We start from the raw sequence: 14,022 nt of genomic DNA on the forward strand, positions 1-14,022 counted from the left end.
CCATGCTTTCCGGGCATAGTAACATACCCGCAGAGCACTTCTTTATTGTTCGTCTGAAAGCTGTTTCAAAACAGTGCCAACCGAAACCGGATAACCTCTGAGAAACGCACCGGCATCCAGCCGCTTTTTCCCCTGAAGCTGCAGCTCCTTAAGAGATAAGCTGCCCTTTCCTGTCTTTATAATCAAACAGTCCCATCCAACCTCAACAACCTGACCGCAGACTCCTTCATATTCTTTTTCCAGCACAGTTGCTTCCCAAAGCTTCATCACCTTTCCATCCCAGCTTGTGTAAGCGCTGGGCCACGGGTTTAATCCCCGGATGAGGCGTTCAATGGAAACAGCATCCATAGACCAGTCAATATCTCCCATGGACTTTTTAATCATTCCTACATGGGTAGCCTTGGAATCGTCCTGAGGGGTTCTCACTGCGGTCCCCTCCTTCAGTTTTTCTAAAGTCTTTACAATAAGTTTTCCGCCGACTTCACTCAGCTTCTCATGAAGGCTGCCGCCGGTTTCATTTTTATCCAAATCAATGACTTCCTGATCCAGCATATCGCCTGTATCAATACCTTCTGCCATCATCATGGTGGTAATTCCGCTTTCCTTTTCCCCATTGATGACCGCGTACTGGATAGGAGATGCCCCCCGGTACTTAGGAAGCAGGGAGGCATGAATATTCACACAGCCAAACTCAGGAATATCCAGTATGCTTTTTGGAAGGATCTGCCCAAAGGCTACCACCACGATCACATCAGGCTTCATATCTGCAAGAAGGCTGACAAATTCCGGTTCTCTGGCCTTGACCGGCTGGTAAACGGGTATCCCGTATTCCAGAGCCTTTTCCTTGACCGGAGTCATCTGAATTTCCTTTCCCCTTCCCTTTGGCTTATCCGGCTGGGTGATGACGGCCAAAACCTCATGGCCTGCCTCCACCAGAGAAGTCAGGGCGGGAACGGAAAAATCAGGGGTTCCCATAAATACAATCCGCATACTTATTCTTCTGCCTCCAATTCTTCCTCTTCCAAAGTTATATCCTCTAATTCGCCTTCTACCTTATCCACGTATAACTCCCCGTTTAAATGGTCGCATTCATGGCAGATGGCTCTTGCCAAAAGGCCTTCGCCTTCCAGCTCAAAGGGCTGCATATTCTCGTCAAACGCTCTCACCTTCACGTAATTAGGCCTTGTCACAATCCCGGACTTTCCAGGTACGCTAAGGCAGCCTTCCGAACCGGTCTGGCTTCCGTCGGTCTCCAGTATTTCCGGATTGATGAAAACGTACTGGTTTTCGTCATCCGCATCAATGACTACAATATTTTTTAAAATCCCTACCTGGGAAGCTGCAAGGCCTACCCCGTTGGAATCGTACATGGTATCAAACATATCCTCAATCAGTTCTCTGATTCTGGGGGTGACTTCCTTTACCGGCTTGCATTTTTTTGTTAAAATTTCATCTCCAATGGTTCTAATCTTTCTAATAGCCATGTTCATTATCCTCTCGTTTATGAAAAATCGTATTGAATCAGCACCTGATCAAATAAATCCCTGCGTTCCTCTGAAAACCGGTCAATGCTGTCCCTGATTTTTATTAGTATATCATAGTTTTCCTGTTTCAAGTATAAAATTTTTCTATAGATATCATTAATTTTGTAAACCGAAGCCTCTGCAGGACCGATGATCTGGACCATGTCCTTTTCCGCCAGAGGGCCCGCAAACCGGGCAGTCTCCAGGGCCGCCTCAGTTAAAAGTCTCTCGTTACGGGAAGAAAGCTGAATGGTTAAAAGTCCGCTGGCAGGCGGATATTTCATGAGCTTCCTATACGCCATCTCATGTCGGTAAAATCCCTCATAATCCTGGCTGGCTGCCGCTGCAATGCTGTAATGGTCCGGATTATAAGTCTGGATGACCACATCTCCCGGCCGAAAATCCCGCCCTGCCCGCCCTGCCGCCTGGGTCAGAAGCTGAAAGGTCCTCTCCCCGCAGCGGTAATCAGGAGTATACAGGGATAAGTCAGCCGCTAAGACTCCTACCAGGGTCACGTTGGGGAAATCATGTCCCTTTACGATCATCTGGGTTCCGATGAGAATATCCGCTTCTCCCTCTGAAAATGCAGACAGGATTTCTTCATGCCCGCCCTTTTTAGAGGTGGTGTCAAGGTCCATGCGAAGAATTCCGGCTTCCGGAAACAGCTTTTTCGTCATCTGCTCCACCTTCTGAGTCCCTGTTCCGAAATTGGCGATATAAGGGGAGCTGCAGAAGGGGCATTTGTCCGGCATCGGAACAGAATGGCCGCAATAATGGCATACGAGGCGGTTGTTTTTGTGAAGTGTCAAAGTCACATCGCAGTGAGGACAGCGGATGGCCTCCCCACAGGAGCGGCAGGACACGAAATTGGCATAGCCTCTCCGGTTCATGAACAGCATGATCTGTTCTTTTTTTTCAAGGCGGTCTTCCATCATTGCCTTTAATTTTCTGCTGAAAATGGACTTGTTCCCTTCCTTTAATTCCTGCCTTAAATCCACCACTGAAACATTTGCGAGGGAGCTGTCTTTCTTTGCTCTGGAATGAAGGGTAAAAAGCCGGTATTCTCCCCGAAGGGCCTTTGTATAAGCCTCCAGGGAAGGCGTTGCCGAACCCAGCACCAGGGACGCATGCTCCATGGAGGCCCGCTTCTCTGCCACTTCTCTGGCATGGTATCTGGGCACTGTTTCGCTTTTATAAGCTCCTTCATGCTCTTCATCTATGAGAATCAGCCCAAGATGAGAAAAAGGAGTGAACAAAGCAGAACGGGGGCCGATCATAATGTCCACCTCTCCGTTTCTGGCCCGTTCAAACTGGTCGTACCGCTCTCCTGCTGACAAACGGGAATTGATGATGGAGACCCGGCTGCCGAATCTTCCGTAAAAACGCATGACGGTCTGATACGTCAGGGCAATTTCCGGTATGAGGACGATCACCTGCTTTCCTTCCTCAATGACCCTTTGGATCAGTTCCATGTAGACCTCTGTCTTGCCGCTTCCCGTAATGCCATGGATCAGATAAGTACCTCTTATATTTTCTCCGTAATCCTTGCAGAAACTGTCTGCAATGGCCTGCTGTTCTGCATTTAAATCCACGCCTTTACACGTTATTTTACCGGACTTAATGGGGTTTCTGTAAACTTCCTCTGATTCCAGGTCCGCATATCCTTTTTCAATCACAGGCTTTAAGGCAGCAGGGGATAAGTTCAGTTGATTTGACGCAATCTCATAGGGAATGACCGGATTTTCCAGAAATGCCTGAAATAAACGGACTCTGGCTTTATAATTCTTTTTCTCCGCTTCCTCCAGAGCCTTTAAAAGCCCTTCCTTATCGAGAAGACAGCGAATCACCCTTTTTTCCCTCGGCTTTACCTTCTGCTTTACCGGAAGCACAGTTTTTAAAGCCTGATTCATGGTGGAACCATACCGTTCCTTCAGCCACCAGGCCAGGGAAATCAGCAAAGACTCCGCTGAAATGCCATCAGCCGGAACCTCTGCAATTTCCTTAATTTTATCCCTGTCGTATTCCGCATGATCGGCAATGCCTACTACATATCCTTTCCTCATGGAATTCCCCTTTCCAAAAGGGATGAGGACCAGCGTTCCTACCGTCACCTCATGGGCCAGCCTTTCGGGTATCCGGTAATCAAAGGTGCGGTCCACCTTTTCATGGGAAATATCAATGATGATCCGGGCAAATCGTTCTGCCATCTTTCTCCTCCATCAGCCTGTATGTCATGAATCCGCACCAGGTTTCAGTGAAATGCCGCAGCCACCGGACCCAGATTCATGCTGTTAGAACCTTTAAACAGGACACAGTCCCCGCTCCTTAATTCAGTCTTTAAGTAAGCTGTAAGGGATTCAAGGTCCATAAATTCTCTGGTCGCAATGCCAGGTGCCTTTTCCTGTACGGCCCTGACGATTTCTTTTGCCAGTTCTCCAAGAACCACCACCAGATCAACCGGATGCTCTGCAATATACTCTCCGATCTCATAATGGAATTCAGGAGATTTTTCTCCAAGCTCCTTCATATCAGCCAGCACGGCGATTCTTCTGTCCGCCTTTGCAACCGATCCCAGCACCTCCAGGCCTGCCTTCATGGAAACAGGGCTGGCATTGTATGTATCGTCAATGACGGTCATGCCGTTTGCCTCATAAATCTGCTGGCGGTTTTTAAACCCTGTAAACTGTTCCAGAGTTTTTGCCGCTTCCTCCATGGGGATGCCGGACTCTTTTGCCACTGCCAGGGAAGCCATTGCATTTAAAACGTTGTGGCTGCCCATGACCTTTAGCCGCATGGGAACACGCTCCGTTCCATAAACTGCCGTAAAAGCCGGAAACCCTTCTTCCAGATGGACATCTTCTGCCCTGTAATTACAGTTTTCACCTGTGCCGTAATAAATGGTTCTGCAGCCTTCCTTTGCCCTGACATCCTTTAAGAGCTCATCATCGCCGTTTAGGATGAGGATTCCGCCTTCTGAAAGCCCATCCTGAATGGTCAGCTTTTCCCGGCAGATATTTTCTTTAGAGCCAAGCTGTTCAATGTGAGCCACTCCGATGTTGGTAATGACCGCCATCTGGATTTTAGCGATTTTTGCAATGACCGTCAGCTCTCCCGGCTCGCTCATGCCCAGCTCGATGACTCCGATTTCATCCTTTTGTGTTATTTCTGACAAGGTGATGGGAACTCCCACCTGACTGTTGTGGTTCCCCGGTGTTTTAAAAACTGCAAAACGGGCAGAAAGGGCGCATGATACCATTTCCCTGGTGGTGGTCTTTCCAACGCTGCCTGTAATTCCCACTAAAGGAATGCTGAGCCGGTTCCTGTAATAGCTTCCCACATCCTGAAGGGCCTTTTTCGTATCTTCCACACGAATCCACGGCTTTTCTGAATCCATATCATCATGCTGGCTGGTGAGAACAGCCACTGCTCCGTTTTCAAATGCCTGATCAATAAAACGGTGGGCATCCACCTTTTCCCCGATTATGGGAACAAACAAATCATTTCCCTTCATGTTTCTGGAATCAATGCTGATGTGTTCCAGAACTGTATCTTCACTTCCACAAAGAAGTTTTCCTTCCGCAGCCAAAAGGATTTCTTTCACTGTCATACGTTCCATCGTTTCCTCCGTTTCCGCCCATAACCATATGCCCCAAGGCGCATTTCCATCCTGCCCGTACTTTCCGGGCATACAATATATACCCGCCTGCCGTGCAAATGCCGAAAGCCCGTCACTGAACGGCCTCCGGCATTTTATTTTAACCTCAGTCTTCTTCCTTTAAATCATGAACTGCCAAAAGTACTTCCTCCCTGTCGGAAAAGTGGTGGCGCACACCATTAACTTCCTGGTAATCTTCATGGCCCTTTCCGATAATGGCAATCATATCTCCCGGCTCAGCATGGGAAATGCTGTAGCGGATGGCCTCTCTCCTGTCAGGAATCTCGATAAAGGTTCCGCCTGTCTTTTCCAGGCTTCCCCGTATATCTGCCATAATATCCTCAATCTTTTCAAATCTGGAATTGTCCGCAGTGATAACGGTAAAATCCGCCAGCCTTCCTGCGCTGTCTCCCATGGAATACCGTCTGTCCTTGGAACGGTTCCCCCCGCATCCAAAGACACAGACGAGACGCTTTGGCTGGTAATCCCGAAGGGTGGTGAGAAGGCTTTCCATGCTGACCGCATTGTGGGCATAATCCACGATCACGGTGCATTTTTCAGAGGAATATACGATTTCCATACGTCCGTTTACGCTCAAATGCTCCAGACCATGACAGATGCAGTCTTTGGAAAGTCCCAAAAAGCTTAAGACGCTGACCGCTCCAAGGGCATTGGCAACGTTAAACCGTCCCGGTATATTGACCCGGACAGAGAGTTCATAAATCCCTTTTACGTCAAATTCCAGTCCCACAAAATCCGGCTGGGCCACGTAGCGGATATTCTCTGCTTTAAAGTCCGTTCCCTCCTGATCCACGGAAAAGGAGTGGAGCTCGCAGGAGGCATCCTTTGTGACTTCTTCCCAGTGTTTGTCATCCTTATTTACAATGCCCACCTTGCAGCATGCAAAAATCCGGGACTTATAATAAAGATATTCTTCAAAGCTATCATGTTCATCCGGGCCGATATGATCCGGTGAAATATTGGTGAATAAACCGTAATCAAAACATATCCCATCCACCCGGTGCATCTTAAAAGCCTGGGAGGAGGCCTCCATAACCATATATTCGCATCCCGCATCAACCATGCGGCTGAAAGCTTCATGAAGCTGATACGATTCAGGCGTCGTATTGACAGTAGGAGTCACTTCCTGGCCGATGACGATTCCGGTTGTTCCGATCATGCCCACTTTCTTTCCGCAGGCCTCCAGAATCGTTTTAATCATATGGGCTGTAGTAGTCTTTCCCTTTGTTCCTGTCACTCCTATGGTCACCATTTTGCTGGCAGGATAGCCGAACCTGGCAGCGGATAAAAGAGCCAGCGCTTCTCTGGCATTATGTACGAAAACAGCCGTAACCCCTTGGGGAAGGTCTGTTTTCTGTTCGACTACAAAAACCGTAACTCCGGCCTTAGCTGCCTCCGGTATAAAATCATGGGAATCGATTTTCGTTCCTTTCATGCAGACAAAGACAGCGCCTTCCCGTGCTTTTCTGGAGTCGTAGACCACCTCTTCCACTTCCGTATCAAGGCTTCCCTGAAGCAGTTCATAATTTAAGTCTTTAAGCCATTCTTTTAATTTCATAGAAACCTCCATGTCAGAATAATCCGGTGATTACTCCCTTTTCATTTACGTCAATGCTGTCTGCTGCCGGTTTCTTCGGAAGTCCGGGCATAGTCATAATGGCTCCTGTCAGGACAACCACAAAGCCTGCGCCTGCGGATACATAAGCATCCCGCACTCCAATGGTAAAGCCTTCGGGCCTTCCAAGCTTGTTCTGGTCATCGGATAAGGAATATTGTGTCTTTGCCATACATACAGGCAGGTGTCCAAAGCCCATTTCTTCAAATTTTCTGATGGCCTTTAATGCAGCCGGGACATAGGAAACTCCATCGGCTCCATAAATCTCTTTTGCTATTGTTGCGATTTTATCCTCTAAGCCCATTTCATCAGGGTAGAGAGGGGCATAATTGCTTTCTTTATTTTCAAGAGTATTCAGAATCTTTTCAGCCAGCTCTGCTCCGCCTTTTCCGCCCTTTCCCCAAACTTCGGATAAGGCGAATTCACATCCTCTGTCCTCACAGAATTTTTTCACAAATTCGTATTCTGCTTCCGTATCGGTTACAAAGGAATTTAAGGTGACGACAACGGGAACGCCGTACTTTTGCATATTCTCTATATGCTTTTCCAGATTGACAATACCTTTGGAAAGGGCCTCTAAATTCTCTTCCTTTAACTGGTCCTTTGGCACTCCGCCGTTGTATTTTAAAGCGCGGATGGTTGCAACCAGCACAACGGCTGCAGGCTTTAATCCTGCTTTTCTGCACTTGATGTCAAGGAACTTTTCCGCACCTAAATCAGCGCCGAATCCGGCTTCCGTCACCACAATATCAGCCAGCTTCAAGGCTGTCTTTGTAGCACGTACACTATTGCAGCCATGGGCTATGTTTGCAAAAGGTCCTCCGTGTACCAGGGCTGCGGTGTGCTCTAAGGTCTGGATCAGATTTGGTTTTAAGGCATCCTTTAATAAGGCAGCCATAGCGCCCACTGCATTTAACTGGGCAGCGGTCACAGGCTCTCCATCGTAATTATATGCCACAATAATCTTTCCCAGCCGTTCTTTTAAATCATTCATATCATTGGAAAGGCAGAGGATTGCCATGACTTCCGATGCAACGGTGATGACAAAGTGATCCTCTCTCACAAAGCCCTCTGCTTTGGACCCAAGTCCAACCACAAGGTTTCTGAGAGCCCTGTCATTCATATCGAGACAGCGCTTCCAGAGAATCTGGCGTGTGTCAATCCTTAAGGCATTGCCCTGATGGATGTGATTGTCTAACAGTGCAGCCAGTAAGTTATTGGCAGAGGTGATGGCATGAAAATCCCCTGTAAAATGAAGGTTTAAGTCCTCCATCGGCACCACCTGGGCATATCCGCCCCCGGCAGCTCCGCCTTTGATGCCAAAGCAGGGGCCAAGGGAGGGCTCTCTTAAGGCAATGATCGCATTTTTGCCAAGCGCTCCAAAGGCTTCCCCAAGACCAACCGTTGTTGTTGTCTTTCCTTCTCCCGCAGGAGTGGGATTAATGGCAGTCACCAAAACCAGCTTTCCGTCAGGGCGGTCCTTGACCCGCTCCCAAAGCTCATCAGAAAGCTTTGCCTTGTACTTTCCGTAAAGTTCCAGCTCATCCTCTTCAATCCCGTAGGAAGCAGCTACTTCCCTGATTGGTACCATTACCGCCTCCTGGGCGATTTCAATATCTGTTTTCATTTTATGGACCTCCTTTTATGTAAATACTTCTGAGGGCTATAAGCCCTGCTCCAGCATTTCTTCAAACTCCTCCATACTGATCAGCACTTTCCTGGGCTTGGTTCCCTCTTCCTCTCCCACTACGCCTGCTTCTGCAAGCTGGTCCATGATTCGGGCGGCCCGGTTAAAGCCGATCTTAAACATCCTTTGCAGCATTCCGATGGAAGCCTTGTCCTTTTCAATGATAAAGGCTCCGGCCTGGACAAAATATTCGTCCCGGTCATTTCCGCCCCCCTTGGCCTCAGCAGCCGCAGGAGCCTGGGAAATCATGGTCTCCACCTCCGGGTTGTATTCCGGTGTCATACCCTGTTCCGTCAAAAATTCCACCACTTTGGAAACCTCGGAATCGGAGATAAAGGCTCCCTGGACCCTCATGGGCTTTGGATAGCCAGCCGGGTAAAACAGCATATCACCTTTTCCTAAAAGCTTTTCCGCACCGTTCATATCAATGATGGTTCTGGAATCCACGCCCGAAGAAACGGCAAAGGCAACTCTGGAAGGAACATTGGCCTTAATCAGTCCTGTTATGACGTTGACAGAAGGCCGCTGGGTGGCGATGACAAGATGAATGCCGGCAGCTCTTGCAAGCTGGGCCAGACGGCAGATGGAGTCCTCCACTTCACCGGGAGCCACCATCATCAGGTCCGCAAGCTCGTCGATGATAATGACGATCTGAGGCATCTTTTTCGGCTTATTTTCATCTTCAATATCTTTTATGCTTTCCACCTTTGCATTATAGCCCTTGATTTCCCTCACATTGTACTGGGCGAACTTATTATAACGGTCCGTCATTTCCGCCACAGCCCAGTTTAAGGCCCCCGAAGCTTTTTTCGGGTCAGTGACCACCGGCAGAAGCAGATGGGGAATTCCGTTGTAAACACTCAGTTCCACCACCTTGGGGTCTACCATGATCAGCTTTACATCTTCGGGATTGGCTTTAAAAATAATGCTCATAATCAGGGTATTGATACACACCGACTTACCGGAGCCTGTTGCACCGGCTATGAGAAGGTGGGGCATTTTTGCAATGTCCGTCACGACCACCTGGCCTCCGATATCCTTTCCGACTGCAAATGCAATGTTGGAAGGGTGGTTTTGAAAGCTTTCCGCCTCCAGAATATCCCGGAAATAAACCAGGTTGTTATCCTTGTTGGGAACCTCGATTCCCACAGCAGATTTTCCCGGAATAGGGGCTTCAATGCGGATATCAGCAGCCGCAAGGCTCAGCTTAATATCGTCTGCCAGACTCACGATCTTGCTGACCTTGACTCCCTGCTCCGGATGGAGCTCATATCTGGTTACAGAAGGGCCGCAGCTTATATTGGTAACCGTAACTCCTACACCGAAGTTTTGAAGGGTCTTCTGCAGCTTGATGGCAGTTTCCTTGTATTCCCGGTCAGAAAAGACGGATGCTTTTCCTTTTTTCAGCAGGGTGAGAGGCGGAAACTGGTATTCCTTTTTCACTTCCTCCTGCTTCTGGATGATTTCACGGGCAAGACTTAACTCTCCGTCTTCTGCCGCTTCCTCACGTCTCTTTTCCAGCTTCTTCTGGAGAGCCTCCGTATCCGTTTCAATGATCTTTCCGGAGGCAGTAACGACCCGTTTGGGCTCCTCCGGGGTGAAAAACATATCGCCAGAGGTATGAACCTTCTCTTCTCCTGCAAAATCACCTGCCGGATAGAAGTCATCCTCCACCACTTCCATTTCCTTTAAGGTCCTGGTCTCTTTCTTCATATAAGAAGAAGGCAGCACCTCATCGGGTTCAAAGGGAACCTCTTCCTCCTCATGCACTGGTGAAATGCTGCCGCAAAATACATCAGCAGGATTGGAAGCATGAGCCAGACGCTCCATCTGGCTGTCAATATCATCTGCAAGATCAGCTATGAGCTCCGGTTCCCGAAGGACTGGTGAGGGTTCTTCTTGTGCAATCACCAAAGAAGGCTCCTCCTCCGGCATCTCTTCCAGCTTTGTGGACTCTAAATCGACTCCCCGAAGCCTTTTTTCCTCCCGAAGCCTTCTGCGCTCCTCCTGCCGCTCCGCATGAATTTCCATGTGCATATCCACATTTTCCCTGGCATGGCTGTATGCCTTTTTGCCTCCCTTTTTTACGGCCCCCACAAAGGATTTTTCCGTAATACAGACTGCGGAAACAATTACAAGCCCTCCAATGACCAGATAAGCTCCCACCACACCGATGATGGCTGTCAGCCCTTCGGCTAAAAGGCCGCCGATTAAGCCGCCTCCTCTTCCGCTTGCAGCGGCTTCTGAATATATTTCCATAAGGCTTGTACCCTGTCCGGTCTTAGCTCCCATAAGAAGCTGTAAAAATCCGCACAGAGAAACGAGAGCCAGTATGGAAGAGGCCATCTTAAATGCTGCTCTGGGATTTCCCCGGTTGGAGAGATAAAAAGCGGTTGCTCCAAACAGCAGCAGAGGGGCAATATAGCCCACGCCGCCGAATAAACCGAGCTGAATCCCCCGCAGGAAATCTCCCACCACGCCGCATAGATGAAAATTGCTCAAAAATAAAATGGCCGCAGCTGCAAATGACATAATGATGATTACTTCTGAATGTATAAATTCCGGTTCCGGAAGAATCACATTCTTTCCGCTCCCGGTATTCTTTGCTCTCCCGTTCTTTCCGCCTTCCTGCCCGCGCTTTTGGGACGTTCCTCTTGTCCCGTTTTTTGCTGTTGTCTTTTTCTTCGTCGTCTCAGGCACAATACTTCTCCCTTCGCCATGTTTCCTTACTATCGCCCACGCCTTCCGGGCATAATGGTATACCCGCACACCTTCCGGGCATATTGGTATACCCGCAGGGTATTTCCTTAGATATCCAGTATACAAAAAAAACGGGAGAATTGCAACGTTTAAGAAGAAGCAGTTTCCATAAGCTCGTATATTTTTCTCAAGGCATCCTTAATTCCGCCTACCTCGTCGATTAAGCCCTCCTTTACAGTCTCCTCTCCTACCAGCACGGTCCCCAAGTCTCTGGTGAGCATTTCCGTGTTCAGCATCAGCCTCTTTAACTGGTCATAAGCGATTTTTGCATGGCTGGATACAAAGCTTAAAATCCTGTCCTGAATCATTTCAAAATATTCATACGTCTGGGAAGCGCCGATGACCATTCCCGTCATCCGCACCGGATGGATCATCATAGTTCCTGTCGGCACAATAAAGGAATAATCCGTGCACACAGCCAAAGGCACTCCGATGGAATGGCTTCCGCCCAGCACCAGGGATACCGTTGGGATGCTCAAAGAGGCGATCATTTCTGCGATGGCCAGCCCTGCATCCACATCCCCGCCTGAGGTGTTTAACAGGACCAAAAGCCCTTCCACGGAATCGTCGTCCTCGATCTCCGCAAGCTTTGGCAGAATATGGTCATACTTTGTGGTCTTGCTGCTGCTGGATAAATTTTCATGCCCTTCTATCTCTCCGATAATGGTGATCAGATGAATCTTCCGTCTGCGGGCATTGTCGTCTAAAGTAATCTGGCCGTATTCCTCCAGTTTTTCATCCTCTTTCTGTTCAATATCCTTTTTTGTCTTTTCTTCAGACAGGCCATCCTGATTTTTTTGATCCGTATCTTTTTGATCTATATCTTTTTGATCTGCATTTTTCCGGTCTTTGTCCCGGTCCTTTTTGCTGTGTTCGCAATCTTTCAATGTAAAAACCTCCTGTTTGCTGTAAATTTGGTGGTTTCCTTATCATGCGGAGAAAGCCTCGAAAATATGCAAAACCGGGAGAGAAGGCAAAAAACTCCCGGACAGGAACTTAAGCTTAGCCAGGTTCTTATCCGGAAGTTTTATTTTTCATTAATCGCCGATTATATTTCTGATTCTCACTGGAGAACGGTAATTCCATGTAGAAATTTTAATGCCGCTTCTTCTGCTGGCTGCATGGACCACCTGGCCGTTTCCGATGTACATGGAAACGTGGTTGATGGTTCCGCTGCTGTTGGCATAGAAAAGCAAGTCTCCAGGCTTCATGTCGGCAGATTTTACCGCCTTGCCCATACCTGCCTGAGCCCCGGAATAATGGGGAAGACCGATTCCAAAGCGGGAGTAAACGGACAGGGTGAAACCGGAACAGTCAGCACCCTTTGTCAGGCTGGTTCCTCCCCATACATAGGGATTTCCCAAATACTGAAGAGCATAGTTGACCATCTGGGTCCGCAGAGAGTTCTCGGCATTGGCCTTTTCCTCCAACGGAGAGAATTTGATGGCAAGAGGAAGGGCATACCGCACATCCACAAAATCTGTGGACACATAAGCGCTGCTGTCCTCTTCCAACTCAATCTGAATCCAGCCGTCGATCTGCTGTAACACAGGGTAACGTTCATTATTGGATATCTGGGTCCATATCTTGGACTCTGTGGACGGTTCTGCCCTGGCATTGAGCATATCCGTATTGACAATCGCCATCAGTTCAGCCACATTCATGGCCTCATCCTTTGCCGCCTGCCCGGTCAGGATATAATCCGACTTCACATAGCCGGTGATGGGGCCAGACTGAATCTTGTACCAGCCGCCTTCCACAGTCTCTAAAATGTCTCCGGCAGCCTTGCTGGGCATCTTTGCAATGACTTTTCCGCTTTCGCTGGGCTCTTCCCTGACATTTAAATAATTGTCCACATTGGAAATGCCGATGTTCTTATACATATTAAAGATCATGGCCTTTAAATCCAGTTTTCTCGCCTCATTGAGGGAGTATTCCAGCTTCACATAGTCCGCTGACATATATCCGGAAGGAATTTTAACCCAGCCTTCCGTCTGGTCTATGACCTCATACCGTTCATTCATCAAACCCTGTCCCACTGCATCCGAAGATATGGAGGGTTCTTTTCTGATGTTTAAGTTATCAACCTGAACAATGGCTCTCAGCTTAACCAGCTCTTTTGCCTTTTTCATGGCTTCTTCTCCGGTCAGAACGTATTCGGAGTGGATATAGCCTTCAATTCCGCCAGAGGATATGCGGTACCAGCCGGAATCCAGGGTCTCTAAAATCTCGCAGGCACTGTCTCCCTGCAGCTTTCCAACCACGTCTGCCTCTGTTCCCGGTTCCTTTCTCACATTCAAGTAGCCGGATACCTGTACAATTCCCAGATTTGTATAGGAACTGATCACTTTCGCCTTTTCTTCTGCTTCTTTTTCCAGGGCAGCGGCTTCTTCTGACTGAGCCAGAGCCTCCGGTTCCACGGCCAGGGCCTCTGAGCCGGTAGCCAAAGGAGCCGGGCCTGCTGATGCGCCTTTTTTCATGGCAGAGCTTGCAGCAAAGGCCAGAAGCAGGAAAAGAGCCGCTCCGCCTCCGTATAATAAAAGCTTCTTACGGTCGTCCTGTTTATTTCTCTTACGTGCTCTATCCAAACGGATTACGTAATCTTTTTGTTCGTCTTTGTTTTCCATTCTGCGTTTTTCTCCATCTTCAATCTTTAAAAGAAGTCCGGTTCAGACCGAGCCTGTCTGCACATTATATCATAATTTGTCAATGTTTGCGATATTTGCAACGTAGAAAATTATTAATTTTATGTTACAGAACT

At 48.3% G+C, this 14,022-nt stretch carries 9 protein-coding genes; all 9 read right to left on the bottom strand.

Going from position 1 to position 14,022, the window contains the following annotated elements; genetic code table 11:
* Positions 1 to 42 precede the first annotated feature (42 nt).
* A complete protein-coding gene (gene fmt / locus QM657_RS12380) occupies positions 43 to 990 on the bottom strand; it encodes a methionyl-tRNA formyltransferase (protein WP_415066982.1) in 948 nt (315 codons plus the stop codon).
* Between the two features lie 2 nt (positions 991 to 992).
* Positions 993 to 1,484: a peptide deformylase gene (gene def / locus QM657_RS12385; protein ID WP_415066983.1), complete on the bottom strand. Its 492-nt coding sequence runs from the start codon at positions 1,482 to 1,484 to the stop codon at positions 993 to 995.
* Positions 1,485 to 1,501: 17 nt separating this feature from the next.
* The gene (priA, locus tag QM657_RS12390; protein WP_415066984.1) at positions 1,502 to 3,730 is read right to left on the bottom strand and encodes a primosomal protein N'; all 2,229 of its coding nucleotides are present in this window, start codon (positions 3,728 to 3,730) and stop codon (positions 1,502 to 1,504) included.
* 44 nt (positions 3,731 to 3,774) lie between these two features.
* On the bottom strand, positions 3,775 to 5,139 hold the full coding sequence (locus QM657_RS12395) for a UDP-N-acetylmuramoyl-tripeptide--D-alanyl-D-alanine ligase (protein ID WP_415067085.1): 1,365 nt from the start codon (positions 5,137 to 5,139) through the stop codon (positions 3,775 to 3,777).
* 145 nt (positions 5,140 to 5,284) lie between these two features.
* The gene (locus QM657_RS12400; RefSeq protein ID WP_415066985.1) at positions 5,285 to 6,757 is read right to left on the bottom strand and encodes a UDP-N-acetylmuramoyl-L-alanyl-D-glutamate--2,6-diaminopimelate ligase; all 1,473 of its coding nucleotides are present in this window, start codon (positions 6,755 to 6,757) and stop codon (positions 5,285 to 5,287) included.
* A gap of 13 nt (positions 6,758 to 6,770) precedes the next feature.
* Positions 6,771 to 8,441 (bottom strand): formate--tetrahydrofolate ligase, encoded by a 1,671-nt coding sequence (locus QM657_RS12405; RefSeq protein WP_415066986.1) that lies wholly within the window; start codon positions 8,439 to 8,441, stop codon positions 6,771 to 6,773.
* Between the two features lie 36 nt (positions 8,442 to 8,477).
* Positions 8,478 to 11,201, bottom strand: coding sequence for a DNA translocase FtsK 4TM domain-containing protein (locus tag QM657_RS12410; protein ID WP_415066987.1), 2,724 nt, complete (start codon positions 11,199 to 11,201; stop codon positions 8,478 to 8,480).
* A 149-nt stretch (positions 11,202 to 11,350) separates the two neighbouring features.
* A complete protein-coding gene (locus QM657_RS12415) occupies positions 11,351 to 12,043 on the bottom strand; it encodes a ClpP family protease (protein ID WP_415067086.1) in 693 nt (230 codons plus the stop codon).
* A gap of 255 nt (positions 12,044 to 12,298) precedes the next feature.
* The gene (locus QM657_RS12420; protein ID WP_415066988.1) at positions 12,299 to 13,888 is read right to left on the bottom strand and encodes an SH3 domain-containing protein; all 1,590 of its coding nucleotides are present in this window, start codon (positions 13,886 to 13,888) and stop codon (positions 12,299 to 12,301) included.
* Positions 13,889 to 14,022 lie beyond the last annotated feature (134 nt).

It is taken from the genome of Lacrimispora sp. (assembly GCF_047605665.1).
GTDB lineage: Bacteria > Bacillota > Clostridia > Lachnospirales > Lachnospiraceae > Lacrimispora.

What these genes read in the sequence shown, in the direction of transcription:
- fmt (WP_415066982.1), bottom strand. Translation starts at nt 990, where the DNA reads ATGCGGATTGTATTTATGGGAACCCCTGATTTTTCCGTTCCCGCCCTG.
- def (WP_415066983.1), bottom strand. Translation starts at nt 1,484, where the DNA reads ATGGCTATTAGAAAGATTAGAACCATTGGAGATGAAATTTTAACAAAA.
- priA (WP_415066984.1), bottom strand. Translation starts at nt 3,730, where the DNA reads ATGGCAGAACGATTTGCCCGGATCATCATTGATATTTCCCATGAAAAG.
- QM657_RS12395 (WP_415067085.1), bottom strand. Translation starts at nt 5,139, where the DNA reads ATGGAACGTATGACAGTGAAAGAAATCCTTTTGGCTGCGGAAGGAAAA.
- QM657_RS12400 (WP_415066985.1), bottom strand. Translation starts at nt 6,757, where the DNA reads ATGAAATTAAAAGAATGGCTTAAAGACTTAAATTATGAACTGCTTCAG.
- QM657_RS12405 (WP_415066986.1), bottom strand. Translation starts at nt 8,441, where the DNA reads ATGAAAACAGATATTGAAATCGCCCAGGAGGCGGTAATGGTACCAATC.
- QM657_RS12420 (WP_415066988.1), bottom strand. Translation starts at nt 13,888, where the DNA reads ATGGAAAACAAAGACGAACAAAAAGATTACGTAATCCGTTTGGATAGA.